This window comes from Arthrobacter sp. 08Y14, from assembly GCF_002929455.1.
GTDB classification, from domain to species: domain Bacteria; phylum Actinomycetota; class Actinomycetes; order Actinomycetales; family Micrococcaceae; genus Arthrobacter_B; species Arthrobacter_B sunyaminii.
Window position 1 is genome coordinate 596,261 of the sequence record NZ_PJIX01000001.1, and the last position, 26,898, is coordinate 623,158.

At 65.9% G+C, this 26,898-nt stretch carries 28 protein-coding genes; 6 read left to right on the forward strand and 22 right to left on the reverse strand.

Annotated features, from left to right (window positions below):
• Positions 1-32: 32 nt before the first annotated feature.
• The gene (locus CXR03_RS02770; protein WP_181034473.1) at positions 33-1,991 is read right to left on the reverse strand and encodes a BCCT family transporter; all 1,959 of its coding nucleotides are present in this window, start codon (positions 1,989-1,991) and stop codon (positions 33-35) included.
• A 253-nt stretch (positions 1,992-2,244) separates the two neighbouring features.
• Here CXR03_RS02770 and CXR03_RS02775 point away from each other — a divergent pair, with 253 nt between their 5' ends.
• From CXR03_RS02775 to CXR03_RS18545, 3 genes are all read left to right on the forward strand, one after another.
• Positions 2,245-2,535, forward strand: a complete 291-nt coding sequence (locus CXR03_RS02775; RefSeq protein WP_104101775.1) for an FmdB family zinc ribbon protein — start codon at positions 2,245-2,247, stop codon at positions 2,533-2,535.
• 34 nt (positions 2,536-2,569) lie between these two features.
• The gene (fmdA, locus tag CXR03_RS02780) at positions 2,570-3,829 is read left to right on the forward strand and encodes a formamidase (protein ID WP_104101777.1); all 1,260 of its coding nucleotides are present in this window, start codon (positions 2,570-2,572) and stop codon (positions 3,827-3,829) included.
• A 120-nt stretch (positions 3,830-3,949) separates the two neighbouring features.
• Positions 3,950-4,075 carry a hypothetical protein gene (locus CXR03_RS18545; RefSeq protein WP_258073463.1) on the forward strand — a complete coding sequence of 42 codons (126 nt, stop codon included), beginning with the start codon at positions 3,950-3,952 and terminating at the stop codon, positions 4,073-4,075.
• Positions 4,076-4,098: 23 nt separating this feature from the next.
• On the opposite strand, the gene CXR03_RS02785 is transcribed toward CXR03_RS18545, so the two are convergent.
• The 7 genes from CXR03_RS02785 to CXR03_RS02815 form a co-directional block, all read right to left on the reverse strand.
• Positions 4,099-4,530, reverse strand: coding sequence for a hypothetical protein (locus CXR03_RS02785; RefSeq protein ID WP_104101778.1), 432 nt, complete (start codon positions 4,528-4,530; stop codon positions 4,099-4,101).
• 2 nt (positions 4,531-4,532) lie between these two features.
• The gene (locus tag CXR03_RS02790; RefSeq protein WP_146070444.1) at positions 4,533-5,684 is read right to left on the reverse strand and encodes an alpha/beta hydrolase; all 1,152 of its coding nucleotides are present in this window, start codon (positions 5,682-5,684) and stop codon (positions 4,533-4,535) included.
• On the reverse strand, positions 5,684-6,688 hold the full coding sequence (locus tag CXR03_RS02795) for a hypothetical protein (RefSeq protein WP_104101781.1): 1,005 nt from the start codon (positions 6,686-6,688) through the stop codon (positions 5,684-5,686). Before CXR03_RS02795 ends, CXR03_RS02790 begins: the two co-directional genes overlap by 1 nt.
• A complete protein-coding gene (locus CXR03_RS02800) occupies positions 6,685-7,155 on the reverse strand; it encodes a hypothetical protein (protein WP_104101783.1) in 471 nt (156 codons plus the stop codon). The genes CXR03_RS02795 and CXR03_RS02800 overlap by 4 nt, the downstream gene beginning before the upstream one ends.
• A 347-nt stretch (positions 7,156-7,502) precedes the next feature.
• The gene (locus CXR03_RS02805; protein ID WP_104101784.1) at positions 7,503-8,885 is read right to left on the reverse strand and encodes a rhodanese-like domain-containing protein; all 1,383 of its coding nucleotides are present in this window, start codon (positions 8,883-8,885) and stop codon (positions 7,503-7,505) included.
• A gap of 47 nt (positions 8,886-8,932) precedes the next feature.
• Positions 8,933-9,844, reverse strand: coding sequence for a sulfite exporter TauE/SafE family protein (locus tag CXR03_RS02810; protein WP_104101786.1), 912 nt, complete (start codon positions 9,842-9,844; stop codon positions 8,933-8,935).
• Positions 9,841-10,485, reverse strand: coding sequence for a rhodanese-like domain-containing protein (locus tag CXR03_RS02815; RefSeq protein ID WP_104101788.1), 645 nt, complete (start codon positions 10,483-10,485; stop codon positions 9,841-9,843). The genes CXR03_RS02810 and CXR03_RS02815 overlap by 4 nt, the downstream gene beginning before the upstream one ends.
• 119 nt (positions 10,486-10,604) lie before the next feature.
• On the opposite strand from CXR03_RS02815, the gene CXR03_RS02820 reads away from it, so the two are divergent.
• Positions 10,605-10,862, forward strand: coding sequence for a metal-sensitive transcriptional regulator (locus tag CXR03_RS02820; RefSeq protein ID WP_104053005.1), 258 nt, complete (start codon positions 10,605-10,607; stop codon positions 10,860-10,862).
• A 19-nt stretch (positions 10,863-10,881) separates the two neighbouring features.
• Here the strand turns inward: CXR03_RS02820 and CXR03_RS02825 are convergent, their stop codons facing one another.
• The 5 genes from CXR03_RS02825 to CXR03_RS02845 all read right to left on the reverse strand — a co-directional run bounded on the left by CXR03_RS02825 (position 10,882) and on the right by CXR03_RS02845 (position 15,966).
• A complete protein-coding gene (locus CXR03_RS02825; protein WP_104101789.1) occupies positions 10,882-12,978 on the reverse strand; it encodes a PhoX family phosphatase in 2,097 nt (698 codons plus the stop codon).
• A gap of 205 nt (positions 12,979-13,183) precedes the next feature.
• Entirely contained in the window at positions 13,184-14,077 is an 894-nt protein-coding gene (locus CXR03_RS02830; RefSeq protein WP_104101791.1) for an LLM class flavin-dependent oxidoreductase, read from the reverse strand.
• Between the two features lie 68 nt (positions 14,078-14,145).
• On the reverse strand, positions 14,146-14,634 hold the full coding sequence (locus CXR03_RS02835; RefSeq protein ID WP_258073464.1) for a GNAT family N-acetyltransferase: 489 nt from the start codon (positions 14,632-14,634) through the stop codon (positions 14,146-14,148).
• Between the two features lie 46 nt (positions 14,635-14,680).
• The gene (locus CXR03_RS02840; RefSeq protein ID WP_104101793.1) at positions 14,681-14,938 is read right to left on the reverse strand and encodes a hypothetical protein; all 258 of its coding nucleotides are present in this window, start codon (positions 14,936-14,938) and stop codon (positions 14,681-14,683) included.
• Positions 14,935-15,966, reverse strand: coding sequence for an o-succinylbenzoate synthase (locus CXR03_RS02845; RefSeq protein WP_104101795.1), 1,032 nt, complete (start codon positions 15,964-15,966; stop codon positions 14,935-14,937). Before CXR03_RS02845 ends, CXR03_RS02840 begins: the two co-directional genes overlap by 4 nt.
• Before the next feature lie 97 nt (positions 15,967-16,063).
• Here CXR03_RS02845 and CXR03_RS02850 point away from each other — a divergent pair, with 97 nt between their 5' ends.
• Positions 16,064-16,975 carry a phosphatase PAP2 family protein gene (locus CXR03_RS02850; RefSeq protein ID WP_104101797.1) on the forward strand — a complete coding sequence of 304 codons (912 nt, stop codon included), beginning with the start codon at positions 16,064-16,066 and terminating at the stop codon, positions 16,973-16,975.
• On the opposite strand, the gene CXR03_RS02855 is transcribed toward CXR03_RS02850, so the two are convergent.
• The 5 genes from CXR03_RS02855 to pdhA form a co-directional block, all read right to left on the reverse strand.
• Positions 16,947-18,245 carry an MFS transporter gene (locus CXR03_RS02855; RefSeq protein WP_104101799.1) on the reverse strand — a complete coding sequence of 433 codons (1,299 nt, stop codon included), beginning with the start codon at positions 18,243-18,245 and terminating at the stop codon, positions 16,947-16,949. The two genes, CXR03_RS02850 and CXR03_RS02855, sit on opposite strands and share 29 nt — an antisense overlap.
• Before the next feature lie 17 nt (positions 18,246-18,262).
• Complete coding sequence (locus tag CXR03_RS02860) at positions 18,263-19,114, reverse strand: MBL fold metallo-hydrolase (protein WP_104101801.1); 852 nt, start codon at positions 19,112-19,114, stop codon at positions 18,263-18,265.
• Between the two features lie 168 nt (positions 19,115-19,282).
• Positions 19,283-20,716, reverse strand: coding sequence for a dihydrolipoamide acetyltransferase family protein (locus CXR03_RS02865; protein WP_104101802.1), 1,434 nt, complete (start codon positions 20,714-20,716; stop codon positions 19,283-19,285).
• Positions 20,713-21,810: an alpha-ketoacid dehydrogenase subunit beta gene (locus CXR03_RS02870; RefSeq protein ID WP_104101804.1), complete on the reverse strand. Its 1,098-nt coding sequence runs from the start codon at positions 21,808-21,810 to the stop codon at positions 20,713-20,715. The genes CXR03_RS02865 and CXR03_RS02870 overlap by 4 nt, the downstream gene beginning before the upstream one ends.
• 12 nt (positions 21,811-21,822) lie before the next feature.
• The gene (gene pdhA / locus CXR03_RS02875; protein ID WP_258073527.1) at positions 21,823-22,941 is read right to left on the reverse strand and encodes a pyruvate dehydrogenase (acetyl-transferring) E1 component subunit alpha; all 1,119 of its coding nucleotides are present in this window, start codon (positions 22,939-22,941) and stop codon (positions 21,823-21,825) included.
• A 220-nt stretch (positions 22,942-23,161) separates the two neighbouring features.
• Between pdhA and CXR03_RS02880 the strand changes: the two genes are divergently transcribed.
• The gene (locus CXR03_RS02880; RefSeq protein ID WP_104101808.1) at positions 23,162-23,626 is read left to right on the forward strand and encodes an Lrp/AsnC family transcriptional regulator; all 465 of its coding nucleotides are present in this window, start codon (positions 23,162-23,164) and stop codon (positions 23,624-23,626) included.
• A 118-nt stretch (positions 23,627-23,744) separates the two neighbouring features.
• On the opposite strand, the gene CXR03_RS02885 is transcribed toward CXR03_RS02880, so the two are convergent.
• The 4 genes from CXR03_RS02885 to CXR03_RS02900 all read right to left on the reverse strand — a co-directional run bounded on the left by CXR03_RS02885 (position 23,745) and on the right by CXR03_RS02900 (position 26,837).
• Complete coding sequence (locus CXR03_RS02885) at positions 23,745-23,999, reverse strand: DUF6480 family protein (protein ID WP_104053017.1); 255 nt, start codon at positions 23,997-23,999, stop codon at positions 23,745-23,747.
• A 182-nt stretch (positions 24,000-24,181) separates the two neighbouring features.
• Positions 24,182-25,423 carry a Dyp-type peroxidase gene (locus CXR03_RS02890; RefSeq protein ID WP_104101809.1) on the reverse strand — a complete coding sequence of 414 codons (1,242 nt, stop codon included), beginning with the start codon at positions 25,421-25,423 and terminating at the stop codon, positions 24,182-24,184.
• The gene (locus CXR03_RS02895) at positions 25,423-26,016 is read right to left on the reverse strand and encodes a copper chaperone PCu(A)C (RefSeq protein WP_104101811.1); all 594 of its coding nucleotides are present in this window, start codon (positions 26,014-26,016) and stop codon (positions 25,423-25,425) included. The genes CXR03_RS02890 and CXR03_RS02895 overlap by 1 nt, the downstream gene beginning before the upstream one ends.
• A 134-nt stretch (positions 26,017-26,150) precedes the next feature.
• Positions 26,151-26,837: a copper resistance CopC family protein gene (locus CXR03_RS02900; RefSeq protein WP_104101812.1), complete on the reverse strand. Its 687-nt coding sequence runs from the start codon at positions 26,835-26,837 to the stop codon at positions 26,151-26,153.
• Positions 26,838-26,898 lie beyond the last annotated feature (61 nt).

Genomic DNA, 26,898 nt, shown 5'->3' on the forward strand with positions numbered 1-26,898 from the left:
CGAGGCCGCCTGGAAGAGACCGGTTGTCCCCGCTAGTCGGTGCCGCCGGTCTTTGCCTTATCCGGCCCCTCTACCGTCGCAGCCTCGGGATCCCCGGAAGCTTCAGGATCTGCCGGGGCCGGTTCCTGCACGTTATCCGTATACCAGTCGGTGAGGGCGGGGTCGTCGCTCTCAAAGTCGGCACCGGCGCCCTCGGCCTCCGGCACATGGGCGGTGCCGAACACGAAGTCGTCACCGTGCTCGTCGATGCCGCGGCGCACGCCGCCGCTGATGGCCTCCACCGCATACCGGCGCCGGATCATCAGCGGGTCGTTGCGCAGGTCCTTGGCCCAGGAAATCATCACGCCGACGAGGATGACGGTGAACGGCAGCGCGCAGGTCACCATGATGGCCTGGAGCCCCGAGAGGGCGTTGCGGCCCCCGGCCAGCAGCAGGAACATGGCGATCAGCCCGAGTGCGGCCGACCAGATGATGGTCACCGATTTCGAGGGCACGGGCCGGCCCGACTGCGACATCGAGCCCATGACGTTGGCGGCCGAGTCGGCGGCGGTGACGAAGAAGACCAGAATCGCGAGCATGCACACGATGGGCGTCACGGAGCTGAACGGCAGGTTGGCCAGCAGATCGAACATGACGTTCTCTCCGGTGCCCTTCACGGCCAGGTCCACCCCGTTCCGGTTCATCCAGATGGCCGTACCGCCGAAGACCGTGTACCAGCAGACAGAGATGGTCAAGGGAACGAAGACGACGACGGTGACGAACTGGCGCAGGGTGCGGCCCTTGGAGATCTTGGCGATGAACATTCCCACGAACGGCGACCAGGAGATCCACCAGGCCCAGTACAAGGTAGTCCAGCCGGTCAGGAATTCCTCCTGCTCGGCGCCCTGGCCGGCGAAGACGGTCAGCATGTCCGGCAGGTCGCCGACAAACGCGATGAGCGAGGCCGGCAGCAGGTCGAGCAGGAAGAACGTCGGCCCGGCCAGCAGGACAAAGAGCGTCAACAGAATGACCAGGGTCATGTTGAGGTTGGAGAGCAGCCGAATGCCCTTCTTGATGCCGGCGACAGCGGAGATGGTGAAGACAACCGTCAGGAGGCTGATGGCGACGACGACGAAACCGTTGCCCAGCTCCTGGCCCGTGATGATCGAGACTCCGGTGCGGATCTGGATCGCGCCGATGCCCAGCGAGGTCGCGGTGCCGAACAGTGTCACCAGCACGGCGGAAACGTCGATGATCTTTCCCAGCATCCGGTTGTTGCCGTCGGGGAACACCGGTTCAAACAGCGACGAAATCAGCGGCAACCGGCCGCGCCGGAACGAGGCGTAGGCAAGGGCGCCGCCCACCAGAGCGTAGATGACCCAGGCGAGACTGGCCTGGTGCAGGAAGGTGGTCGCCATGGCCGGCAGGATAGCGGCGGAGGTGCCGGCCTCGGCATCGGTCGAGGGCGGCGGGGAGAGGAAATGGCTGAGCGGTTCCATCGGCCCGTAGAAGATCAGCGCAATGCCCAGACCAGCTGCGAACAGCATGGAAATCCAGGACGCCGTGGAATACTCCGGCGTGCTGTCGTCGGCCCCCAGCCGGATCTTGCCGGTCGGCCCGAAGCCAACCACCAGCATGAAGACCGCAGCGGCAACCATCGTGGCGTTAAACAGCCAGCCGAAATGCACAACCACCCAGGCCTGTACGCCGGCGCCCACGGAACTGAGGTTGTCGGGCGCAAAAATCGCCCACGCCAGAACGGCGAGGGAGATGGCCATGGCAGAAATGAACACACCGCGCCGGGTCGGATAACTGACACCTGTGTCCTCGACGCTGATGCCCGGGACCAGCCCGGGGTGGATGCCGAAAGCCGGTGAGGCAACGTGTTGCAGGGCCTTCTTGACCCGTCCAACGGGTCCGCCGGCGGCGGCAGCTCCCGTTGCTGAACCGGCAACGCTTGATCCGTCAATGCTGCCTGGGACGTGCCTGGGAGGTGATGAGTCAGAGTTCATGATGAGAGAAATTATTCCACTGGGGATGGCTGCTCCCATTTCCGGAAGACTGCCGGCCGAGTGCAAAACTCCGCCGTTACTAGGGCTGCCGGCTCCCCTCTGTGACGAAACTCGCACCAGCAGGGACCGCACACAGCTCCCTCCTGTCACATAGTTGACTCGCCACGGGCCCCTTCCTAGGCTGACGGGCAAGCCGGAGCAGCACAGCTTGTCCTTCCATGACCGCTCCAGCAGATGCCTGAAGGGATATGACATGCCGCTCTATGCCTACCGTTGCCCGGACTGCTCAGACTTCGAGATTTCCGTTGCTATGGGCAAAGCGGCCGGTTCCCTTCCCTGCCCTGCCTGCGGAAGTCCCTCCGCCCGGCGCTTCACTGCACCCAACCTCTCCCGCGCTTCTTCCAGCGCGTACCGGTTGATCGAAAGCACCAAGCGCTCGGCAGCGGAGCCCGCCGTCGTCCGCTCTCCCGGGCCGGCCCCCCGCACCGCCGGTGGGAACATCACCACCAATCCGCTCCACCGAAAGCTTCCCCGCCCCGACTGATTCCCCACGTTCCCCGCCAGCAAAAGGAGCAATCATGCCCAAGGCCGTCTTTCCCCTTGATTCGTCCAAAAAGTTTGAGGACCAGGAAAAACTGGGCCACAACCGGTGGCATCCGGAGATCCCGCCGGTGGAGGTACTCAAGCCCGGCGAGTCCTTTCGAGTGGACTGCCGGGAGTGGTTCGACGGCGCCATTGTGAATGACGATTCCGCCGAGGACATCCTCAACGCTCCGCTGCTGACCGTGCATAAGCTCAGCGGCCCCTTCGCGGTGGAAGGAGCCAAACCCGGAGACCTGCTGGTGGTGGACATCCTGGACGTCGGCCCCATCCCGCAGGAGGACACCGGTCCGCTGGCCGGCCAGGGCTGGGGTTACACCGGCATCTTCGCCCGCGAGAACGGCGGCGGCTTCCTCACCGAGCAGTTCCCCGATGCCTATAAGGCGATCTGGGATTTCAACGGCCAAACGGCCACCTCCCGCCACATACCCGGTGTGTCCTTCACCGGGCTGATCCATCCGGGGCTGATGGGAACCGCGCCGTCGGCCGCACTGCTGTCCAAGTGGAACAAACGCGAAGGTGACCTGATCGCCACCGATCCGCACCGGGTACCTCCGCTGGCACTGCCGCCGGAGGCGGAACATGCAGTGCTCGGCGGACTGCCCCGGGACCAGTGGGGACGCGTGGGAGCCGAAGCCGCACGCACGGCGCCACCGCGGGAAAACGGCGGCAACCAGGACATCAAGAACCTCTCCAAGGGCAGCCGCATCTTCTATCCGGTGTTCGTGGATGGGGCCAACCTTTCCGTCGGCGACCTGCACTTCTCACAGGGCGACGGCGAAATCACCTTCTGCGGCGCCATTGAGATGGGCGGGTTTATTGATCTGCGGGTGGACATCATCAAGGGCGGCATGGACACCTACGGCGTCCATGAAAACGCCATCTTCATGCCCGGCAACGTGGAACCGCAGTTCAGCGAATGGATTGCGTTCTCCGGCACCTCGGTAACCCTCGACGGGGAGCAGCGCTACCTCGACTCGCACCTTTCCTACCAGCGTGCCTGCCTGCACGCGATCGACTACTTGACCAAGTTCGGCTACAGCCCGGAGCAGGCCTACCTGCTGCTGGGGGCCGCCCCGATCGAGGGCCGGCTTTCCGGCGTCGTCGACATCCCGAACTCCTGCTCCACGGTCTACATTCCCACGTCCATCTTTGACTTCGACATCCGGCCTTCGGCCTCGGGGCCGTTCCAAATCGATCCGGGAATCGGAGCGCCAAGGGCAAGTACAGCTGGGTGAGCGCGGTCCGCCCAAGCCCTGACGGGGCCTTTGCCGCAATTGGGCGTGCACTACTCGGCTGGACAGTCCTGTGCGCCGGAATCGGCGTGGCGATCAGCAACTTGGCTGCCGGCGCTGTGGATGGGATGGATCAGTATTGAGCGCGTGGATTACGGCACGCTCATGTCTTTCCTGGTGATCAACGCCTTTGTGCTGCTGCTGTACGAAGCGCTGCCAGAGGGGAACGCTCTCATGCACCGCGCATGATCATAGCGGCCGCGTGCGCAGCCTCAGTATTTGGTCGAGTCGTCCAGCAGCGCCGCGATGGCGTCCAGTGTTTCGCTGTCCACCTCGGACAGAGTGCGTGTGGCAAATTCGCGAACCTTGGCCCGGCGCATCGCCGCCAGCAGCTCCAACTCACTCTGGATACGCTCTGGAACTTCGCCGTCGGCCTCCAGCAGGTAGGAAGGATTGATCTGGAAAAACTCGGCCAAGCCCGTGACCACCTCTACGGGTTGGCGGACGGTGGCATCCCCGGATTTCATGTGGTGCCAGCGGGTGCGTGAGAGCTTGATCCCCTTCTCGGCAAGGGCTGACTGAATGTCGTGGAATTCAAAAGGCTTGCCCTCGGATGTCTGGACGACATCCAGCAGCAGATCGATTTTGCGGGCGAGAATTTGGGATTCCCTCAGGTTGCGCTGGGCAGCGCTTTCAGCGGCCACGGTTATTTTGCCTCCGAAACTGGGTCGGTCAAGTCAACAGGTGTCTCCAGGCCCAGGCGCCGGCACCAGGCCTGGACGGATTCATTCCACAGTTGTGGAGCAGAGTTCCACTCCAGCGTGTGGTGGGCGCCGTCGAACTCCACGAATCCCACAGGCTGGCTTTGCCGGGAAACGAATGCCCGGGAAAGCTGTACTGGTACGGAGTGATCCTCAGTACCGTGAAAAATCATAGTCGGGATACTTGGATGTTTCTGCATGTATGTCGCGGGCATTTCGTGCCACCTGATGACGGGTTCTCCCCGGGGGCGAAGGAAATTGACGGTATGCGGCAGCCACCGGGCCAGGAACCCGGGACAGCCCGCACGCCGCAGCTGCGCCGAAATGATCGCCGGCCAGTCCAGCGCCGGAGACACCAGCAGCACGCCCGCGGTGCTCGGCGCCGGGCACCGCTCGATGGTGCGGAGCACAATGGAAGCGCCCAGCGACCAGCCCACAAACAGGATCCTCCGGGCTCCGTGATCCAGCGCGTAGCGTCTGGCCGCCTCGATGTCTTTCCATTCGGTGAGCCCCAGGTGGCTGCGGCCCGGCGTTGGGCCGAGGTCCAGGGATGTGCGGTACGTGGGCAGCAGGGAGGTATAGCCGAGGTCTGCGAAGGCTGCCACGCCGCGCAGGCACTGGCTTCGTGAACTGCCCAGCCCATGGACGTGGATGACCCACACACCGCTGCCTTGAGCCGACGGGATAATCCACGCCGGAAGCCCGCCAATGGTTGCCTCCTCGGCGGCGAATCCGAAATCCGCCGGGGTATCGCCCAGGTGACCGCTGAGGCGGCCTTTGCCATCCCGGATTATTCTGGCCGGGTCACCGCTCTCCACCGTCCGCCGTACCGCGATTCCGACGGCGGGCGGCCCCAGCACCACTAACCCGCCGCCCGATGGTGCACGCATGCTGAGCCGCCCGGGATGGGCGGCAAATCCGTTCGGTTCAAAGTCAAGGTACTGCCGGTTCCCGATCCTCCCGTGTCCGCGGACCGGCGCCAGCGTCCTGCCCGGGCCCGCATCCGTGACCTTTGCGCGGATCAGGGATCCGGCCAGCGCCGGCAGACAGGCGGCGGCTGCGACAGCCAGCACCGTGCGCACGCTTGGCCACGCCATCAGAGAGATCTCCCCTGTTTCAGGCACAGCGCCTCAGCCTGGTTCACCACACTTCGGTCCGCCGGTGACATCTGCTGCCCGCGGTTCTCAGAGAGGTCCATCCAGTCGTGGATTTCAATGACCAGGCGGTGAATGGTATCCGCGGTGTTCCGCGTGCGTTTCCGGTGCCCTTCGGTGACGGACTGGGCGGTGGTTCCCACCAGGCTGACGGCGGGTGTCTGAGCGACAGTGGAGAGCCACACTGCCCTGAGCCGCGGCTCCAGCACGCGGATCTGCCGCCGGACCCTGAGGTCGCTGAGGATCCGGCCAATCGGTGCCACCGCCAACCCGGCGGACAGCAGCACCACCGTCAGGGGATTGGACACGTCATACACGGTTCCGGCGGCACGCCTCAGCTCCTCGTTGCCGGTGACGTTTGCCATGTCCATAACAAGCACGGAGATGCAGAGAACAATGCCCGCAACGCATCCCAGCGCAATAATCCGAAACCCCACGCGAAACCGCTTGCGCCTCATCCGCGGCACGTTCTTCAGGCAGGTCGCCAGGGTTCCCACCATGACCGCCAGTATGTACAGGTATTGAATCCCCGAGTAAATGGCTGCCGCCGGCTGGCTTCCGTAATCCAGCATGAAGGAGAATGACTGGACAGGATCGTCGATCAAGGCAAAGCTCACCGCCATAATGACAACGGTGATAACTGCCGCGCGCCGCAGCCAGAGGGTTTCCCTTCCGCTTACCGCGTCACCGGCTCTGGCACCGTGGGCGATGGCCCGCGACAAATAATAGACACCAAAGATCAGCAGGACGTTGGCGGCCAGATCCAGCCCGTTGGGCCAGGGCATTTTTTCTGCTGCCCAGAGATAGAGCCCGTCGATATTCGTGGTTAGGGACGCGGCGATGACTATTGAGGCTTTCAGCATTGTGTTATCCGGACGGGTGCGCGCCCGGAGCGCCAGCGTCAGCACGAGCAGCCACATGAAAATCACGACAATCAGGTTGCTCATTCGAAGTACGCCTCGTACCGGTAGATTTCGTGGCTGGATTCCCGGATGGCTGCGGCCAGAAGATCGGCGAGATGTTCTGCCGCCGCTTCCAGATCAGAACGGAAGTCGCCGCGGGCCAACGCTTTGGCCACCACCTCGCCCGAGAGTTCCTGGAAGACTTTGACCCCCTGCCATGAGGCCTCAACACTTTCATCATGGCGGAGGACCATGTGCGAGAGTTCGTGGAGAATCAGCTGCTGGCGATGGAGAGTCCCCTTCGTCGCAGAGTGATAGACCACGTCCGCATTCTCCCGTGGAATCCACAGCCCGCAAATTTTCTTACCCGTGAGCTTCTCGCTCTGAACAATGACGATGGGACGCCGGCGGATTGTCTCGACGTGCCGGATAAGGGATTCCAGTGTGACGCGTACAGGCAGCTGAAGTCGCTCGAACGCATCTCTTGCCGTTTGTCGAACGTCTTTATCCATGGGGTTCCTCATTTTTAGTGGGGCCTCACGCTAAAGTGTAGTTCGGAACATGTTCCAATCATGTATTATTGGATCACCGGTCGGGTGCCGAGCATTGTGAAGATTGTTTTTTCGGAAGTTGGGGGACTTTCGGATCTTTCACAGACGTGCTCGGCCCAGGCCGGTTTTTTATTGCGGGGCGCCGCCATACTCCGCACTTCCCAATGGCTCGTATCCAGCCGAGCCGGGAACGCTGCCGGGAACCACCGGCATCGCCTGACGCATCCGTTCCCGGATCTTGGCCGCAGTACGCAGGAAGCCTCAGCGGCGGCCGTTTCCGGCCGCCGCTGAGGCTTCTCTTTCGCTGGTTACTTTTGTGCCGCCCAGGCGGCGTAGCTGCCGTCCAGTTCGACGACGTCGTACCCGGCGCGACGCAGGCCGCTGGCTGCCACGGAGTTCCGCACTCCGCTCTGGCAGTAGGTCACAATGGTGCCGTTCCCCGGAAGCTCATCCAGGTGCCACAGCACGCGCCCGCCGCTGAGCTGGTACGAACCGGGAATGTGCCCGGCCGAGTGCTCGGTGCGGTTGCGGACGTCCAGCACCATGGCGGCATCGAAATCCGGAAGTTCGGACGGCTGGATCAGCGGCGGGGTGAACGGCGGCAGACCGTCGATGCTGGTGACGTAACCGGCAACGTTGTCAATGCCCACGCGGACCAGGTGGTCCCACATTTCCTGCGCCTGCTCCTGACCCTCGGCCAGCAGCACCAGCGGGTTCTGATCCTTTTCCGGATCCACGACCCAGGCGCCGAAGCTGGCAACGGACTTGCCGGCGGGAATGTTGAGGGATCCGGCAACAGTGCCCTCATGGACACGGGCGTTGGAGCGGGTGTCCACGAAAATCGCACGGTCGGCGGCGAGATCACTGACGACGTCGCCGGTGGCCAGCTCCTGCAGCGGTGCACGCTCGCCCATGACGGCCGGGCCCTGGCGGTTTTCGCGCTTCATGCGGCCGAAGTAGGCGTGCGCGTCGGGCTGCCCGTCGAGCAGTTCGTCGATGAAGCCCTGCTCGTCGTTGTTCTCGAGGTACGGGCCCCACCAGGCGTATCGGCGTTCGTAGCCGACGGTGGAGGACGGGATGGCACCCAGGGCCTTGCCGCAGGCGCTGCCGGCGCCGTGGCCCGGGTGCACCTGGACGTAGTCGGGCAGGGTCAGGAACTTGTCCCGCAGGCTGGTGAACAGCTGCTTGGCGCCTGCAAAGCGGGTGTCGACGCCGCCGGCGGCTTCGTCAAGCAGGTCCGGACGGCCGAGGTCGCCGGAGAAGATGAAGTCGCCGGACAGCAGGTAGCCGGGTGAATCGCTGAACGCGCCGTCAGTGATCAGGAAGGACAGGTGCTCCGGGGTGTGGCCGGGGGTGTGCAGGGCCCGGACGGTGATGTTGCCGAGCTTGACCGTATCCAGGTCATGCAGGCGTTCACCGTCGAAGTCATACTGCCAGTCGGGTCCGCCTTCACCGGAAACGTAGACGGTGGCACCGGTGGCCGCAGCCAGTTCCCGGGTTCCGGAGAGGAAGTCGGCGTGGATGTGGGTTTCGGTCACGGCCACGATTTTCATGCCGTTGGCGGCGGCGAGGTCCAGGTAGCCGGCAATGTCGCGGCGGGCGTCGACGACGATCGCCTCACCCTTGGCCTGGCAGCCGATCAGGTAGCTGGCCTGGGCCAGGTCTTCATCATAAATGCGTTCGATAAGCATGGGGGTGTTCCTTCTGTTGTGAAGTGGAAGGTTTGTTGTCTGTGGAGCTAGGCCGGCAGGTGCCGGGACGCGTCGTCCCGGTGCCGGCTGGTTTTGCGCAGCGGGCAGGAAGGGATGAACAGCCAGCAGACGGCCGCCGCAGCCAGTGCAAGTGCTGCGACGCCCCCGGCGAGAATCAGCTGGAGGTCCGCAGGTGCCTGCTGTATGAGCACGAAGGCGCCCATGACCAGGACAAACCAGCCAAAGCCCTTGCGGAGCGCGGTCTCGGGGATCCGGCCGGTGAGCTTGGCGCCGATCAGGCTGCCGACAATCGCAGCGGCTGTGACGGCCAGGACCAGGCTCCAGTCCAGCTGGACCGTGGTGAGGTAGCCGGCGAGTCCGGCGAAGGACTTCATGCTGATGACCACCAGGGAGGTACCCACGGCAATGGACATCGGTAGTCCGCCGAGCAGAGCCAGGGCAGGAACTACAAGGAATCCTCCGCCGGCACCCACCAGTCCGGTGACCAGGCCAACAACGAGGCCCTCGACCAGGATTTTTCCGAGCGGCATCCGGCGCGAAGCACCGCCGCTGTCAGTGCCGGCCGCCTGTTTGTTCTTACGGCCGCGGATCATGGCGGCCGAGGTGGCGACCATCATCAAAGCGAAGGCAACCAGCAGAATCTCGCCGGGAATGAAGCCGCCCAGCAAACCGCCGGCAAAGGCGCCGAACATGCCGGCGGCACCGAAGATGAGGCCGGTGCGCCACATCACCCGGCCGCTGCGGGCATGGCTGATCACGCTGACAGCGGAGGTGACACCGACGACGAACAGCGATGCCGCAATGGCTTCCTTGGCGTCGAAGCCGGCCACATAAACCAGGATCGGAACGGTCAGGATGGAGCCGCCGCCGCCGAGGACACCGAGCGAGAGCCCGATGAGAATGGACAGCGCCAGAACGAGGACCAATGTCGGGGTCATGCTACGGCCGCGGTGTCCCCGGCTCCGCTCAGCGGCAGGCTGGCGAGGACGTCTTCAGGGGTGGGGTCAACGGCGGCTTTGTTCCACGGCATGACTGATAGTGCTTTGCCCATGGCGCAGGTGTTGGTTGCTGCGGAGAAGGTCAGGCCGGCGCCGATGACGCCGGCCAGAGTCCGGACCTTGGGCGAAGCGAAGCGGCCTCCGGTCAGGCCCGCCAGCACCAGGGATCCGGCCGCCAGGCGCACCTGACGCTCCAGATCCCAGCGCTCCTTGCCTCGGACAACGCTGCCGCCGGCCGCCGCATAACCCGGCACTCCTCCGGTCAGGACGGTGGCGGCATCGACACCGGCTGCACCGAGCCGCTGCCGTGCCTGCTCGGCACGGACACCCGACTGGCAGACCAAAACAACGCGGCCGCCGAGGCGAGTAGCCACGGAATCAGCGTGGTCCTTAAGCAGCGGAAGCGGGACGTTGATGGAACCTGCAATGTGCAGGGATTCGAACTCGGCCGCAGAGCGGACATCCAGCACGATCAGGTCCGGGTGCTCGCGCTGCCAGGCCTGCAGGGTCTGCGCATCAAGTGCAGTGACGGCGGATGCGGGGGTAGGCGAGCCGGTAGATGAAGGTGTTGCGGAAGCCATGGGGTCCTCTCAGGACGGGGAAGATGAATACCCCACCGAGTATTGCCTATACCCCCGGGGGTAGTCAAAACACCCACCGGGGTATAAGCTGGGACCTCGCCTAACTTCGGAGAAACGCCATGGAACTTGATGCCACAGAGCTCACCCCGGTCATCAACCGACTCAAGCGTGCGCAGGGCCAGCTGAGCGCTGTCACCCGCATGCTGGAAGAAGGCCGCGACTGCAAGGACGTTGTCACGCAGCTGGCCGCCGTCTCCAAGGCATTGGACCGGGCAGGTTTCCTCATCATTGCCACCGGGCTGCAGCAGTGCCTGACCCAGGAAGACAACGCCATGGATAAGAAGGAACTGGAACAGCTCTTCCTGTCCCTGGCCTAACGCTGCCCTCCCCTCTGACTTAGAGTCGGCCCCTTTTGCCGCGTCCCTTGTGCCCGGGCCGCCCGGGGTTGGCATCCTCGCGGAACACCTGCACCACGGCCGGCCGTGGCGCCCGGACTTCCCCGGCAGCCGGCACGGCGCCATCGGGTACGTAGTCCGGAAAGAAGGACGTGTGGGCGCCGTAGCTGCCGTCCTCCCCCGGATGCTGCACGGCAACGAACACCATGGACTCCTCGTCATGGATCACCGGCCCGCAGGTCTCTCCGTCACGGGGCACGGAAAGGAACTGCTCCACCTTGCCGCGTTCGCGTCCGGCAAGCGCCACTTTGAACAGTCCGTCGTTGTAGCCGATTCCGGACGGAGCGCCGTCGGTGGAAATCCACAGGTTGCCGGCGGAATCAAAGGCCAGGTTGTCCGGGCAGGAAATGGGGCTGACCAACTCCTGCGGATAACCGCTGAAGTAGGTGGCGTCCCCCTGCGCCGGGTCCCCGCAGAGCATCAGCAGATTCCAGCGGAAGCTGGTGGCCGTTGCGTCGTCGCGGTCCTCGATGATTTCCACAATGTGCCCGTCACGGTTTTCCCGCCGGGGATTCACTTCATCGGCAGCTGCGTTGGCGCCGACGCCGCGGTTGGAGTTGTTGGTGCAGGCAACGTAGACCCGCCCCGAGGCCAGGCTCGGCTCCACGTCCTCGCAGCGGTCCATCTTGGTCGCCCCGGCCTTGTCCGCAGCGAGGCGGGTATAGACCAGCACCTCCGCCACGCTCATGCCGGGGATGGCCGATTTGCCGCGCACCACCAGCGGCAACCAGGTGCCCCGGCCGTCGAATCCGCCGTCAGCGGGAACAGCCCCGGTACCGTCGATTTCCGACTCCGGCGAATTGCCCGCGAACCGGGCAACATACAGGTCGCCCTCGGCGAGGAGCGTCATGTTGTGCCGCTTGTCGTTCTTGCGGTACTTGTTCCGGGAAACAAACTTGTACAGATAATCAAAACGCTCATCGTCCCCCGAATACGCCACGGCCTTGCCGTTGCGGGCAATGATGACGTTCGCACCCTCATGTTTGAACCGGCCCAGACTGGTGTGCTTGCGCGGCACCGAATCCGGGTCCTCGGGGTCCAGCTCCACGATGTAACCGAACCGGTTCGGCTCGTTGCGGGTTTCCGGGGTGCGCGCATCAAAGCGCGGGTCCTCCTGCTCCCAGCCCATGGCCGTCGCGGCGCTGTCCAGGCCATACCGCTTGTCCTCGGCGCTGGTGCCGTCGGCGCGAAAGAAGCCGTTGAAGTTCTCCTCGCCGGAGAGCACTGTTCCCCACGGGGTGCTGCCGCCGGCACAGTTGCCAAGCGTCCCGAACACAAACCGTCCCTCCGGATCGGCTGCCGTTTTGAGCAACTCCGTTCCGGCTGCCGGCCCCGTGAGTTCAAAGACGGTGTCCAGGGTGATGCGGCGGTTCATCCGGGCACCGCGGACATACTTCCAGGGTGTGCCCCGGGAACTGCGTTCCAGTTCCACCACCGACATGCCGACGGCGTTGCGGAAGATGGCGCGCCGCTCGGCTTCCTCGGCGGCGGAGGCCGGGGCAGCCGGGAACATGATCTCCGGGTTTACATACTCGTGGTTGCACACGAGTAATCCCTTCTTACCGTTGGGCTGGCGCAGGATTTCCAAATAGTCGTTGTTGTACCCGAACTGGCGGGCCTGCGCGGCCGCGTTCTGGTCACGGAAATTGAACTCGGGGGAATCGGCGAACAGCGGATCTCCCCAGCGCAGCAGGGGTTCCCACTCGTATCCCGCCGGGACGTCAAAGCTGTCCACTGCCGCGTCCACGGGTGCGATGGGTGCGAAGCCCAGGGATTTCGCCGGACCTCGTCCGCCGCCTGGTCCGGCCGGTCCGGCCGGTGCCGCCGTCGCCGGAGCTGCGCCGCCCAGAGCCAGCACGGCGGCCCCCAGCGCGCCGGCGGCTCCGATCCCCAAGGCTGTGCGCCGTGAAAACTCGGCCGACACGATGTCCCGGAAATAGCTGTTGGCGGAAGTGTTGCAGACTGCTTTGCTGCAGGCGTTGTCGCACTTCAGCGCGCAGGTGACAGCACTGCGCTTGCCGCGGGTATGCCCGAGCATGGGCAATAGCCGTCTCTTCGGGGCGGTGCCGGCGAGACTTGGCTCGGCGTTCACGGCGGGTTCAGAAGCAGGCGGCACAGAATTGGACAGGTCGGTCAAGGGTCGGGCCTTTCTCCGGCGGATGTGTCGCTGCCCACGCTGGCAGTGAAAAGCGACGCGCAGGAGGCTGCCGGTTGAACGCCGGGTTAACAACTCCGCAGGTGCCCTACCGTGCGGCTGCGACCAGGGACCGGACTTCGGGGGCCACTTCCTCGCCGTAACGCTGCAGGTCCCGGGCGTTGTCGCTGGCCAGGAGGAATCCGGAGATGCCGTATTCCAAGGCGATGTCCGCGAGTTCCCGCGCCCACTGGCCGGCCGGCCCCTGCAGCAATCCGCCGCCGGTGGTTTCAAGGGAACCGCTGATGTTCAGCAGCCGCCGCACCGCAGCCGGATCACGCCCGGCGGCGACCGCGGCGTCGTCAATCCGTGAGTTCATCGCTGCCAAATCGGCGGGACCGCCGCGGAGATAGCTGAGCGTGGGCACCCAGCCGTCAGCCGTTTCCCCGGCGAGCCGGAGCATGCGGGGTTTGTAGGCCCCCAGCCAGATGCCGACGTCGTGCCCCGGTGCGGGCCCGCGCTTGGCGCCGTGGACCTGGTGGACCGATCCGTCCACCCGCAGCGGCGTGCGGTCACCGACAGCCCAGACGCCGCGGATGATCCGGATCGCCTCCGCCAGCCCGGTAACTGCCTCGCCCGGTTCCAGCCGCTGCCCGCCCACAGCCTCGATCGCGTCCCAGAAGGCGCCGGCACCCAGTCCGAGTTCGAACCGTCCGCCGCTGAGCAGGTCCAGGCTGGCCGCGCTGCGCGCCACGATCACCGGCTGGCGCAGCGGCAGGTTCAGGACATTGGTGGCGAGGGTGATCTGTTCAGTTCTGGCAGCCGCGTAAGACAGCAGTGTCCACGTGTCCAGGAACCGCGGCTGATAGGGATGGTCCTGGAAGGTGGCCAGGTCCAGCCCGGCCCGTTCCGCCGTGACGGTCAGCTCCACCGCCTGCTGCGGCGGTGAGGCCGCAGGCGTGAGGAACGCTCCGAAGAGCAGGTTTCGGCCATAGTCGGGCATGGGGCGCTCCTAGTTCTTCAGCCTAGGGCCTCGGACCCAGCCTGAGGGCACCACCTTTTGGAAGACCGCTAGAGGAAGAGTTTGAACCCCACATGCGACGGAGTAAAGCCCAGACGCTCGTAGAACCGGTGGGCGGACTCGCGCGCCCTGTCGCTCGTGAGCTGAACCATCGAGGCGCCGCGCCTTCGCCCTTCTTCGACCGCCCAGGCCATCATCGCTGAGCCAAGTCCGTTGCCGCGCAGCCCGGCATCCACCCGCACCGCCTCCACGAGCAACCGGGTGGCACCGGCACGAGCAAGCCCGGGGATAACAGTCAGCTGCATGGTGCCGACAACCTTGTCCTGCTGGTTTGCCGCAACCACCAGCAGCTGGGCGGGATCGGCATCGATCCGGGCGAAGGCCTCAACATACGCGCCGTGGCGCTCCGGCTCCGCGGAATCCTCACTCTGCCGCAGCTCATCTGCGGCCAACAGTTCAACGATCGGCCCGACGTCGGCGGCACCTGCCCGGCGCAGGCGGTAGTTCTGTTCGGACAGGGTAAAGGTGGCCAGCATCATGGCTTGATCCTTGCACGTCGCCTTCAGCCAACGGATCCGGCGGACCCTACTTCCGGGTGGCTCGGATACCGTCGGCAACCGTCGCTCCCGGGTGCTGCACCCGGTACTCCTTCACCCGTGCCGGATCCGTTCCGTCAGCGCTGTTGTCCTTTCCCAGCCGGCCAAGAACGCTCGGGGCAACAGACCACAAAACCAACGCCATGGCAGCCAGTCCAAGTCCCAAAAGAAGGTTGTCCGCAAAGATCCACACGGCCAGCCCGGCACCCGCCATCAGAACCGTCACTGCCGGAAGTACGTACTTCATGCTGTCCTGTCCCCTCTCATCAACTGTCCATAAACCCGTTCCAGCCGGTCCAGCCACCACTGCCGGCGCTCCGGCGCCGCCGCGTAGCGCTCCAGCAATTCCCCAGACACCGGCACGTTCCGCACTGCCAGGGCGCCGCCGTCGGGCAGCATGGGCTCCCCGGACACGTCCCCCGTCATCAGCGACAGTGTGCCCAGCCCGCAGGCATACGGCAGCTCGGGCAGCGAGGCCGCCAGTGCGACGCCGGCCCGGATCCCCACCGAGGTGTCCAGGGCAGAGCTGACGACGGCGGGAAGCCCGGCCGCGGCCACAATTTCCAGGGCGCGGCGGACTCCACCCAGCGGAGCCACCTTCACCACGATCAGGTCCGCAGCGTCTTCCCGTGCCACGCGCAGCGGATCGGTCTCCTTGCGGACGCTCTCGTCGGCGGCAATCAGCACCGGGATGTCGCGGCGTGCCAGTTCCTGCCGCACCTCCCGCAGCCCGGCAATGTCCGGGACCGGCTGCTCGGCGTATTCCAGTCCCGCTTCGGCCAGCGCTCCCAGGGCGGCGACGGCGGTGGGCACGTCCCAGCCACCGTTGGCATCCACGCGGATGCCTGCGTTGGGCAGAAGCCGCCGGACTTCTGCCACCCGGGCCAGATCCTCGGCCACGGACTGGCCCCGCTCGGCTACCTTAACCTTCACGGTACCTACCGCGCCAAACCGGGAGAGGACTGCTTCAACCCGGTCCACGGCCACCGCCGGCACGGTTCCATTCACCGGAACGGAGGTCCGTACCGGTTCCGGATATCCCTCCCCCGCCGCTTCCAGGGCGGCCGCGAGCCAGGGCGCCGCCTCGGCGTCGTCGTACTCCGGAAACGGGGAAAACTCGCCCCAGCCAGCCGCCCAGGGAATCAGGAGGGCCTCACGGTGCAGGATTCCGCGGAAACGGACGCGCATGGGAATCGAGACAACGCGGGCACCGGCGAGCAGCGCGGACAGCTCCGGCCGCGGGCCGGAGGCGGAAGAAAAGTTGTCAGTAGCCACCCAGCCAGCCTAACCCGGCATTTGTCCGGCACAGCATGAGGGCGATCACGCCGGGTCTTCAGACAAGTGCCAAGTTCCAGTGGCAGACTAGGAGGCAATGAATACCCGCGATCTTCTGAACCGCCGCACTCCGACCCGGCGTCCGCCAGCCTCCAACGCAGCCCTGTTCCTGTTTGGGGCCCTGCTGTGTGCCGCCGCGGTTGCGGTGACGTACTGGGGGTTTGTCCGCACCACCACCGGCCAGCTGGCCGATGAATCCGCCTGGCGCGAGGCTGAAGTGGCGATGCCCGGAACAAAGCTGCCGGTGCTGGAGTTCCTCGACAAGCTGCCGCTGCTGTCCGTCTTCATTGCGGGGGCCGTGGTGCTGGTGATGACCATACGACGACGACGGCTGGCACCTGCGGTGATTGCCCTGGCCACTTTCGCTGCGGCGAACATCAGCAGCCAGCTGCTTAAGCGGCTCTTTTTTGACCGTCCGGACCGCGGTGTCATCACACTGGACTTCAACTCGCTGCCGTCAGGACACACCACGCTGGCCGCTTCCGCGGCCGCCGTCGTGTTCCTGCTGGCCTCCCCCCGCTGGCGTCCGGCGGTTGCCCTGGCGGGCGGCAGCTACGCCGTGCTCGCCGGAGCGTCCACCTTTGTTAACCTGTGGCACCGGCCGGCCGACGTCGTGGCGTCCTTCCTGGTGGTGGCTACGTGGACACTAATTGGCGGGCTGGTCATGCTGCGCACCACCCCTGAGTGGAATTACTGGCCGCCCGGCGGCCGTGGCCGCGGTTCAGTTCCGGTGCTGGCCGCGATGTGCTGGATCCCCGGACTGCTGTCGCTGCTGATCAGTGTGGGCGCCTATCTGTACGCCATCAGCGGGACCACGGTGCTGGGCAGCAGCGAGTCCATGCTGTTGTATTTCTGGTCCGGTCTGGGCCTGATCGTTGGTGTGGGTTACGTGCTCAGCGCTCTGGCCTGCTGGGTCTTCTCTATGCAGGCGGGAGACCCGGCCCGCTGACCTGTCCGCGCGCCTGGCCCTTTGGCTGGCCGTAGCCGGGACGGCCTTTAGGCACCCATTTCCACAGTGCGGCCGCTCCCAGCAGGCCCAGGACGGCGGTGGCGCCGATGCCTGCTGACAGTGACACCAGCGCCGTCACCGCCGAGAGGAGCGCCGGCCCGGCCATGGTGCCGGTGTCCGCCAGCAGCCGCCAGATGCCCAGGAACTGCGGGCGGCCCGGCGAGGGCGAGAAGTCCGCGCCCAGGGTCATCACAATCCCGGAGCCGATCCCGTTGCCGAAACCCAGGACCAGGGCCGCCAGCAGCAGGCCGGTCCGGTCGGTGGTGAACGGCATCAGCGCCAGTCCCGCCGCCATGGTCAGCATGCACGGCACAGCCACCCAGCGCCGCCCCCACAGGTCCATGGCTTTGCCCGCGGGATAGAAGATCAGCATGTCGATGGCACCGGACAACCCGTAAACCAGGGCGGTCTGGGTGGGGTCCAATCCGATGTGCTGGGCCCAGAGCGGAATGACTGCCTGCCGGGAGGCTCGCACGGCCGCGATTAACAGGATGCCCAGGCCCAGAGTGCGAAACACCCTGCCGTGGCTGCCGAGGACGGAGCGTACGGTGGGTGCGGGTACGGCCGGGTCACCCGCGCTGCGGCGTCCTCTGCCGCCCGAGGACCCGCGTGCACCAACTGGACCCGGGCCCGCCGGAACAGGCACCCGCAGTTCTGGCACCCGCAGGCTGATAATCGCTGCCAGCAGGGCGGCGGCGGCACCGACCCAGTAGGCTCCGGAGATTCCGGCGAAATGGATGACGCCGGCGGCGGCGAAGGGTCCGGCAAAGACACCAATCCGGTTTACCCCGCCCAGGGTGGACAGTGCCCGGGCGCGGTAATACAGCGGTACGGCTTCGGTAAGGTAGCTCTGCCGTGCCAGGCCAAAGACAGAGCCCGCCATCCCCACCATGAACACGGCCAAGGCAAAGATCCACAGCACCGGTGCCAAAGCTGCCGTGGCCATCGCTGCCGAACACCACAGTGCAGCGATCACCAGTGCCCATTTTTCGCCGAACCGGGTGGTAAGCACCGTGGCCGGCACATTGGTGAGCAAAGAGCCGATACCCGTCAGGGTGATCACCAAAGCGGCCAGGGCCACGGTGGCTCCAAGGTCCCGCGCCGTCAGCGCGATCACCGGCAGGATGGCCCCGGTAGCCAGGCCGTACAGGAGCGTGGGCCCAAACGCGGGAATGGCTATGGATTTGAGGCTAAAGGATTCTGCGGGCACCGGTTCAGGGTACGCCCTTATTGCTTAAGCCACTTCCAGCGTGCCAGGGTTCGCAGCCGCATCAGCAGGGCCCGGGACTGCTCCGGCCCGTACGGCAGAATAGGGATGGCCTTGGTCATATCGGTGGAGGCCTGGTCCATGGCGTTGCGGGTGACGGCAACGGCGGTGCGCATCTTGTTCATCTGCGTAGTCACGAAGTCCACGGCCACCGGTTTGCCGTGGCCCGGCACGAAGACCGAATACAGGTCCTCCAGTGCGGTCATCTTGCCGAGTGTGCGGATCCATTCCTTGGGAAAGGAGTCCTCAAAGGACGGATCCGCACCCTCTTCCACCAGGTCTCCGGTGAACAGGACATCGCCGGCGCCGACGAGCAGGTCATGGTCGGTGTGGCCCCGGCCCAGATGGAAGAGCGTTACGGAGATGCCGCCCAGGTCCAGGTCCACCGGGGAACCGTCCACCAGGCGGTTGGGTGCCAGGATCTCCGTGTGCACGCCCTCCCCGGCGGCCATCTCGGCTTCCACGCCGGCGACGGCGGGGCGCTGGGAGTCGCCGTGCTCGCGGATGGCTTCGGCGCAGCGGCTGGTGGCCCAGATGTCCTGGACGCCGTTCGCCGCCAATACAGCGTTGCCGAAGAAGTGATCAAAGTGCGCGTGGGTATTCACGGCGATCAGCGGCAGATCGGTGCGCTCACGCACCGCCGTCAGGATGGCGCAGCCCTGCCGGGGACCGGCACCGGTGTCAATGATCAGCGCCTGCTCATCCCCGATGACCAGGCCGGTGTTCATGCCGAAGCCGGGATTGCGAAGCACCAGCACCCGCGGCGCCACCTCCAGCCACTGCTCGGTTTCCTGGCCGGTTGAGTGGGTCATGGGTCCGTCCTTTGTGGGGTCCGTGAGCTGCCCGGAGCCTCGGGTGCACCGGCGGTGAATTTCTTGTTCCAACTTCTGGTTCCAAGGTATCGCGGCCGCGGCGGCCGGACCACGACTGTCCGCAAATGTTGCGGCGCGGGTCCGGCCGAGCCAGGTGCCCCTGGTCCGTCAGAGGTCCGCGAGGACGCTGCCCGGGTTCTCGATGGCATCCGCCACGTAACGCAGGAAGCCGCCGGCCGTGCCGCCGTCGCAGATCCGGTGGTCGAAGACCAGGGTCAGCTCGGTCATTTTCCGTACGGCCAGTTCGCCGTCCACGACCCACGGCTTGTCGATGATCCGGCCGATCCCAAGGATGGCCGACTCCGGATAGTTGATGATCGCGGCGCTGCCGTCCACACCGAACACCCCGTAGTTGTTCAGCGTGAAGGTGCCCGAGGTCAGCTCCGCAGGCGTGGCCTTGCCATCGCGTGCCGACGCTGTGAGCCGGCGGATTTCCGCGTCCAGGCCGCGGGCGTTCATGGTGTCGGCACGGCGGATGGAAGGAACAACCAGGCCGCGGTCGGTCTGCGCTGCGAAGCCCAGGTTGACGCCATCGTAGGCTGTGATGCTTGCACCCCCGTCGGCGTCCTCGGTTGCCGGATCGAACCGGGCATTGAGTTCGGGGAACTTCGCCAGACCGGCCAGCACAAAGCGGGCGAGGAACGCCATCAGGCCCGGGGTGTTGTCCGGGTGCCGGCGCTTGAGGTCCGCACGCAGTTCCAGCAGGGCGGTGGCGTCCACATCCACCCAGACCGTGGCCTCGGGAATGCTGGCCCGGCTGGCGGTGAGGTTCGCGGCAACCGTTTTGCGCAGTCCCTTGACCGGTGTCCGCGATGCGACGGCCAGGCCGGTGCGCGGGTCGCTGCCGGCAGGGGCTGCCTGAATCCCCGGGGTTGCGGGGGCTGCGGCGGGTTCCGCCTTTTCGGATGACCCTGCCCGGGACAGAGCTGCTTCCACGTCGCTGCGCAGGATCAGTCCGTTGGCGCCGGAGCCTGTCAGATCAGCAAGCCGGACGCCGTTCTCGCGGGCGAGCTTGCGGACCAGCGGCGAGATGCACCTCGGAGCCTCGGCCGGGAGGTCCGGAACTACTGCCAGAACCGGTGCCGGAGGGGCTGATGTAACCGGAGCTGCAACCGGTCCAGCCGCTGCGGTACGCGGGCGGCGGGTCCGGCGTGCCACGGCGTGTCCGCCGGGGGTGCCGTAACCGATCAGCACGTTGCCCGAACCGGCCTTTTCTTCCTGCCGGTAGGCTTCGCCGTCGGGGTCGCTGCGTCCCGGTGCCGGCGCGGACGCGGCGCTTTCCGTGGCGCCCAACCCGGTGCCGGCCGGCGCCACAGAGATCAGGGGACGCCCGACGTCGAGTGTCTGCCCTGCTTCGCCGTGCAGCTGTGCCACGGTGCCGGCAAACGGGGAGGGAACTTCCACCAGGGACTTGGCGGTTTCCACCTCGGCCACCGGCTGGTCCACGCGGATCTCGTCGCCCACGGCCACCAGCCAGGTCACCAGTTCGGCTTCGGTCAGGCCTTCGCCCAGATCAGGGAGCAGGAAGGTGCGCGTGCTCATCGGTCCTCCCACTGCAGTTCGTCAACGGTGTCCAGGATCCGGTCCACGCTGGGCAGGAACCAGTGCTCGAGCTTCGGTGCCGGATAGGGGATATCGAACCCGGTGACGCGTAGCACCGGTGCGGCCAGGGAATGGAAGCAGCGTTCCTGCACGCGGGCCACGATTTCAGAAGCCACGGAGGCGAAGCCGGGTGCTTCCGAGATGACCACGGCGCGGCCGGTGCGGCGGACCGAGGCGGTGACGGTTTCATCGTCGAACGGCACGATGGAGCGCAGGTCGATCACTTCCAGGGACCGGCCCTCTTCCGCTGCGGCTTCGGCGGCAGCCATGGCCGTGGCCACTGACGGTCCGTAGGCAATCAGGGTGGCGTCGGAGCCGGAGCGTGCCACTGCGGCGGTGCCGATGCCGCCGGAAAGCCGGGTGCCGTCGTCGGACACATCTTCGGCGTCGAAGCGGCTGCGCAGTGCGGCGAGGTCCACATCCTCCTTGGTCCAGTAAAGCTTCTTGGGTTCCAGGAAAACCACGGGATCGTTCAGCCGAATGGCTTCGCGGAGCAGCGTGTAGGCGTCGGCAACCGTGGCGGGCGCCACGACGGTCAGTCCCGGAGTGTGTGCGTAATAGGACTCGGAGGAATCGCAGTGGTGCTCCACTCCCCCGATGCCGCCGGCGTAGGGAATGCGGATCACCATTGGCAGGCGGACCTTGCCGCGGGTGCGGTTGGCGGTCTTGGCCACGTGGCTAACCACCTGTTCAAACGCCGGGTAGGCGAAGGCGTCGAACTGCATTTCCACTACGGGACGCATGCCGTTCATGGCCATGCCCACGGCCATGCCCATGATGCCGGATTCGGCCAGCGGGGTGTCGAAGCAGCGCTCTTCACCGAAACGGGCGGTCAGCCCATCAGTGATGCGGAAGACGCCGCCCAGCGGGCCCACGTCCTCGCCGAACATGATGACGGCGGAATTGGCCGCCATTTCATCGGCCAGTGCGGTGTTCAGTGCCTTGGCGAAGGTGAGGGACTCAGGGGCGGCCGGGCCCGGCGCGGCCGGTGCTTCGAGTGTTTCAGGGACTTCGAGGGTTTCGGTAACGGTCATCGTGGCTGCCTTTCAGGCCTGGCGCGAGAGTTCGTCGCGCAGCAGGTTTGCCTGCTCAGTGAGCTGCGGCGTGCGTCGGGTGTAGACGTGGTTGAACAGTTCCTGCGGATCCGGTTCCACATCGGTGTTCAAGCCGTCGCGCATGGCGGCGGCAATGTCCTCGGCATCTGCTGCGAAGCCGGCTTCGGCGTCGTCATCCAGCAGGTTGAGGCCGCGCAGGTAGGTGCGCATGCGGGCGATGGGATCCCGCGGCACCCACTTCTGGACGTCCTCCTCCGTGCGGTAGCGGGTGGCGTCGTCCGCGTTGGTGTGGGCCTGCATGCGGTAGGTGTGCGCTTCAACCAGTGACGGCCCGTGTCCCTCACGCGCCCGGTCCACGGCGGCGCCGAGGACCGAGAGCAGGGCCGCCAGGTCGTTGCCGTCCACCCGTTCGCCGGGCATGCCGTAACCGATTGCCTTGTGCGCCAGGGACGGCGCCACCGACTGGCTCGCCAGCGGCACCGAGATGGCGTACTCGTTGTTCTGCACAAAGAACACCACGGGCACGTGGAACACGGCGGCGAAGTTCAGGGCCTCGTGGAAGTCGCCCTCGCTGGTGGCACCGTCTCCGCACATGGCCAGCACCACGGTGTCTTCGCCCTTGAGCTTGGCGGCATGGGCCACGCCCACGGCGTGCAGCAGCTGGGTTGCCAGTGGCGTGGCCTGCGGAGCGGTGTTGTGCTCGTAGGGGTCGTAGCCCGAATGCCAGTCACCGCGCAGCAGAGTCAGGACCTGCAGCGGTTCAACGCCGCGGGAGATCACCGCCACTGTGTCGCGGTAGGTGGGAAAAAGCCAGTCGTTTTTGTCGAGAACGACGGCGGCGGCCACTTGGCAGGCTTCCTGGCCGTGGGAGGAAGGATAGACCGCCAGCCGGCCCTGCCTCACGAGCGCGTTGGCCTGGTCGTTGATGCGCCGGCCCGCGATCAACCGGGCGTAGGCGCTGCGGAGGGAATCGCCGTCGGGCAGCGGATAGCGGTCATCGTGGCGGTGGACGCCGTCCGGGTCCACCAGCTGCACCGGTGAGTCCGAGGGCAGCAGGTCCGAGCTGCCGGCGGTGCCGAATCGGCGTGCGTCCCTGCGGGGATCGTCCATGGCTCCGGGGGGCGGATTGCCCGTTGAGATAGTCATTTTGCCTCCGTCAGCTGCCCTTCCACCGCCTCTTCGCCGTGGATGTTCTGTTACCCAAGTATGCTGACGAACCCTTATTCGTATCCACACAGCGGCAAAAACGTGGATGAATGCGTCCCTGTCGGCTACGCTGGTGGACGAAATGTAAATTGTGAGCTGGATTACCCCGGAGAGTGTGGACACTATGGCACGGGACATAACCGAGCAACCGGCCCCGAGACTGGATGACATCGACCGATCCATCCTCGCTGAGCTCACGGGCAATGGCCGGGCGTCCGTCACCGCCGTGGCCGAGGCCGTGCACATTTCCCGCGCCCACGCGTATTCCCGGATTGCCAAACTGACGGAAACAGGAGTGCTCAGCCGCTTCACCGCCGTCGTTGACCCGGTGAAAGCAGGGTTGCGTTCGTCCGCCTATGTGACATTGAAGGTGCGCCAGCACTCGTGGCGGGAACTGCGTGAGCAGCTGCGCGCCATTCCCGAAATCCATCACATTGCACTGGTGGGCGGCTCCTTCGACGTAATCCTGCTGGTCCGCGCCGAGGACAATGTCCATCTGCGCCAGGTCATCTTCGACCAGCTGCAATCAATGCCGGGCATCCTGGATACGCAGACGTTCCTGGTGTTTGAGGATCTGGACGCGCGGTAAGGGCAAGGCCTGGAGCCGGCGCCGCGCGGCCGCCAGGACAGCAAAAGACCCTGACGCAGCAAGCGGCCCGCCACCCGGAAGTCCGGTGGCGGGCCGCTGTGCGCAGTACCGGGGCGGCCTAATCTTCGTCGTGCCCCTGATCCATGCTCATCTGGTCCTCGGCGGGAGGCGTCTCTCCCGGGGGAACGCCGCCGCCGGGCTCCAGCCCGGTGACGTTCCCTGCCGCGGGGTCCGGGTTGGCAAACTTACCCTTTTCCGTGCTGGTGTCGGCGTTGCCTCCGCCCTCCCGACTGGAGTCCTGCAGTTTCTTGCCGGCGTCCTTGGGCTTGTCGGGATTGCCCGGGTCATTATTCGGATCGTAGCTGTCCGTCATCTGTGCCTCCGTCTCTCCGTGGCTGCTGGTACTTCCGGGTGGCCCGGATAATAATCAGCATGCTGATCATTAGTTTCCAACCTAGTCTCTGGCGCCCCGGTGGGACAACCCGGCTCAGCCCGGCCCAGGGCCGGCGTTACGGTGCGGCGGTTGCTCAGCCGGCGGTGCTCAGTCGGCGGTGCTCAGTCGAAGAGCTCCTCCCCCACAAAACCGCCTTCCCTGGCACCCGGCGGCACGGCGAACACTGCCGAACCAATCGGCGTTGTCCATTCGTTGAGCAGGTCCAGTTTGTCCAGGCGTTCCTGGATCGGCAGGAACTGGGCGCTCACGTTTGCCTGGAAGGAGACAAAAACCTGCCCCGCGTTGGAGACCGAACCGCCGGGCTCCGGCGCGTCGTCGTAGTTGTACGAACGCCGCAGGATCCGTTGCCGCGGATTGTCCGGCCGCGCCCGGCGCATATGGGAGTAATCGGGGATCACCGGGAAGCCGAGCGCCGTGACTGCCTCAAAGTCGGGAGCGTCGTGCTCGGCGGAACCGGTAAGGGGCGCACCGTTGGCCAGGGTGCGCCCTACGGACTCCTCGCGGCCGTGCCGGTCCAGTTCGTCCCAGGTGTCCAGGTTCATGGCGATCCGCCGGATAACCATGGAGGTGCCGCCGTCCAGCCACGCCGGGATTTCTGCGTCGCCCCAGACCACCCGGTCAAATTCCTCCGTTCCGGGAACAGGGTTGGCCGAGCCGTCCACCTGGCCAAAAAGGTTCCGCATGGTGGTGCCGGTTTGTTCGCTGCCGTATGCACGGCGGAATCCGGATTGGATCCAGCGCACGGCGGCAAACGCCCGGCTGTCCTTCAACAGCATCCGCTGGGCGTGGGCCACGGTCAGCGGATCATCGGCGCAGATCTGCAGCAGCAGGTCTCCGCCGTTCCAGCGCTCCTGCAGGGCGTCAATGCCGAAGGCGGGCAGCGGAGCCAGCCACGGCGGCGCCAGGTGCGGGGCAACAGCTTTGACCAGGCCCGGACCAAATCCAAAGGTCACGCTCAGCCGGGCGGGACGAACCGCCAGCTCCGCTTCCGTGTCCGCCAGGGCAGGCTGGCCCTGGGTCAGCGCCGCGGCGTCGTCGCTGAGCAGACGCAGCCAGGACCGGATCCGGTCGCGGTTCACATCGGCGCCCAGGTCCAGTGCGACGAACGCTGCGTGCGCCTGCGGCTCGGTGGCGATCCCCGCCTGGTGCCTTCCGTAGAAGGGGACCGTCCGGGAACCATTGGCCCCGCTCTCGTCCAGCCCGGTGCGGGCCAGGTCCGGCTCGGAGCTGGAACTGTTTCCCGCCCATTGAGCGCCGGCCGCCGCGACCGCGCCCAGTCCGGCTGCCGCCCCGCCGAACAGCAGGCGCCGGCGGCCGACGCCCTGGGGCTTTTCCTGGCTCATCAGTGGTCCGTCGATGGTTCTTCGCTGCTGTGTCCGGCACCGTGCCCCGCACCATGGGCAGCATCATTTTCGGAAGGCGCATCATCCGGTTCGTAGCTTTCGTTGGCGCCGGCAAAGTCCTTGGCCGTGGCTTCCATCTCCAGGGTGCTGCCGTCGCCAAGTTCCAGGGTGATGGCCAGCGTCTCGCCAGCCAACAGGTCATCGGTGAGGCCCATGAGCATGAGGTGGTTGGCACCGGGTTCGAGGACGTATTCCCCGCCCGCAGGGACAACGAAGCCGCCCTCGATTTCCTGCATTGCCATGGCACCGTCGGCGCCGGCTGCCGTCTCGTGCAGTTCCACCGCGGCAGCGGCCGGTGACGTCGCGGCCACCACCGTAATGTCTTCCGCCCCGGAGTTTTCCAGGGTGCCAAAGGCGCCGGTCATGTCGCCGGTGCTTTTGGCCTTGGCCCAGGCTCCGGTCATGGCCAGGTGCTGGGATTGTTCGGCGGCGGCTCCAGACGAGGAGCCGGTGGCCGGGGTATCAGCGGCGCAGCCTGCAAGCCCTGCGGCGGAGAATGCAAGGACGGCAGCTGCAAGGGAGAGTTTTTTCATTTTGGGTACTCCGAAAGGTTTGGTGCGCGGGCGCGCTCAGGGGCCCGGGCGAAAAGTCGCTGGGGTACGCAGCCCAACGGTTGCGTTTGACTAGCCGCGCGGGGTTTTAGGCGCGGCGCACGGCAGTTTGCCGGTTAGGATCCGGCTCCGCGGCGGCGCTTCTTCAGCTGCGCAACAACAGCCCAGACGGCGAGGGCAATGATGGCTCCCACGGCCGCACCGCCAAGGGCCCAGGGCACATGCGATGCTACGGATTCCTCCGTTGCTGCGGGGTCGGAAGACTCAGCCGTCGGCTCCGCCGTGGCGGATGCTGCTGCTGATTCCGTAGGTGTACCGGCCGGAGAGTTCGTCTCCGAGGCGGCCGGAACCGGTGCATCAACGGTGAAGCTGAACGTTCCGGTGATGGGGTGTCCGTCGCTGGAAACCGCACGCCAGTTGACCTGGTAGACGCCGTTTCCGAGTGCAGGCAGCGCCTGAACCAGGGTCTCGCGGTTAAGCACGGGCTCGGTCTCGACAACGTTGGTTCCGGCTGCGTCCGCGACAATCACCTTGTTGCCGATGTCCATCAGTTCGGAGCTGAAAACCAGCTCAAGCTCTGCCGGAGCTTCTTCCAGGACGGTGCCGTCCGCCGGCGTGGAGGAAACAAGTTCGTCATGGGCCAGTGCTGCCGGTGCGGCTGTCAGCGCTGCTCCGAACCCTGCAAGCAGCAGGGCGCCCAGCAGGAACACACGGAAGGCGAGCAGGTGGCGGGACACAGCACTGCGGGAGCGAGGGGTGGAATTGAGCTGGTGGGAAAAGGATGTTGAGGAGAGAGAGGGCATGACTGCTTTCTGCGCCGGCCCGTTACCGACGGCTGCTGGGAGTAAGGCTCCGCGCGGAGGT

Bases quoted from the DNA above. Each gene is read 5' to 3' on its own strand.
- CXR03_RS02770 (WP_181034473.1), bottom strand. From the start codon at position 1,991: ATGAACTCTGACTCATCACCTCCCAGGCACGTCCCAGGCAGCATTGAC.
- CXR03_RS02775 (WP_104101775.1), top strand. From the start codon at position 2,245: ATGCCGCTCTATGCCTACCGTTGCCCGGACTGCTCAGACTTCGAGATT.
- fmdA (WP_104101777.1), top strand. From the start codon at position 2,570: ATGCCCAAGGCCGTCTTTCCCCTTGATTCGTCCAAAAAGTTTGAGGAC.
- CXR03_RS18545 (WP_258073463.1), top strand. From the start codon at position 3,950: ATGGGATGGATCAGTATTGAGCGCGTGGATTACGGCACGCTCATGTCT.
- CXR03_RS02790 (WP_146070444.1), bottom strand. From the start codon at position 5,684: ATGGCGTGGCCAAGCGTGCGCACGGTGCTGGCTGTCGCAGCCGCCGCC.
- CXR03_RS02795 (WP_104101781.1), bottom strand. From the start codon at position 6,688: ATGAGCAACCTGATTGTCGTGATTTTCATGTGGCTGCTCGTGCTGACG.
- CXR03_RS02800 (WP_104101783.1), bottom strand. From the start codon at position 7,155: ATGGATAAAGACGTTCGACAAACGGCAAGAGATGCGTTCGAGCGACTT.
- CXR03_RS02805 (WP_104101784.1), bottom strand. From the start codon at position 8,885: ATGCTTATCGAACGCATTTATGATGAAGACCTGGCCCAGGCCAGCTAC.
- CXR03_RS02810 (WP_104101786.1), bottom strand. From the start codon at position 9,844: ATGACCCCGACATTGGTCCTCGTTCTGGCGCTGTCCATTCTCATCGGG.
- CXR03_RS02815 (WP_104101788.1), bottom strand. From the start codon at position 10,485: ATGGCTTCCGCAACACCTTCATCTACCGGCTCGCCTACCCCCGCATCC.
- CXR03_RS02820 (WP_104053005.1), top strand. From the start codon at position 10,605: ATGGAACTTGATGCCACAGAGCTCACCCCGGTCATCAACCGACTCAAG.
- CXR03_RS02825 (WP_104101789.1), bottom strand. From the start codon at position 12,978: ATGCTCGGGCATACCCGCGGCAAGCGCAGTGCTGTCACCTGCGCGCTG.
- CXR03_RS02830 (WP_104101791.1), bottom strand. From the start codon at position 14,077: ATGCCCGACTATGGCCGAAACCTGCTCTTCGGAGCGTTCCTCACGCCT.
- CXR03_RS02835 (WP_258073464.1), bottom strand. From the start codon at position 14,634: ATGATGCTGGCCACCTTTACCCTGTCCGAACAGAACTACCGCCTGCGC.
- CXR03_RS02840 (WP_104101793.1), bottom strand. From the start codon at position 14,938: ATGAAGTACGTACTTCCGGCAGTGACGGTTCTGATGGCGGGTGCCGGG.
- CXR03_RS02850 (WP_104101797.1), top strand. From the start codon at position 16,064: ATGAATACCCGCGATCTTCTGAACCGCCGCACTCCGACCCGGCGTCCG.
- CXR03_RS02860 (WP_104101801.1), bottom strand. From the start codon at position 19,114: ATGACCCACTCAACCGGCCAGGAAACCGAGCAGTGGCTGGAGGTGGCG.
- CXR03_RS02865 (WP_104101802.1), bottom strand. From the start codon at position 20,716: ATGAGCACGCGCACCTTCCTGCTCCCTGATCTGGGCGAAGGCCTGACC.
- CXR03_RS02870 (WP_104101804.1), bottom strand. From the start codon at position 21,810: ATGACCGTTACCGAAACCCTCGAAGTCCCTGAAACACTCGAAGCACCG.
- pdhA (WP_258073527.1), bottom strand. From the start codon at position 22,941: ATGGACGATCCCCGCAGGGACGCACGCCGATTCGGCACCGCCGGCAGC.
- CXR03_RS02880 (WP_104101808.1), top strand. From the start codon at position 23,162: ATGGCACGGGACATAACCGAGCAACCGGCCCCGAGACTGGATGACATC.
- CXR03_RS02885 (WP_104053017.1), bottom strand. From the start codon at position 23,999: ATGACGGACAGCTACGATCCGAATAATGACCCGGGCAATCCCGACAAG.
- CXR03_RS02890 (WP_104101809.1), bottom strand. From the start codon at position 25,423: ATGAGCCAGGAAAAGCCCCAGGGCGTCGGCCGCCGGCGCCTGCTGTTC.
- CXR03_RS02895 (WP_104101811.1), bottom strand. From the start codon at position 26,016: ATGAAAAAACTCTCCCTTGCAGCTGCCGTCCTTGCATTCTCCGCCGCA.
- CXR03_RS02900 (WP_104101812.1), bottom strand. From the start codon at position 26,837: ATGCCCTCTCTCTCCTCAACATCCTTTTCCCACCAGCTCAATTCCACC.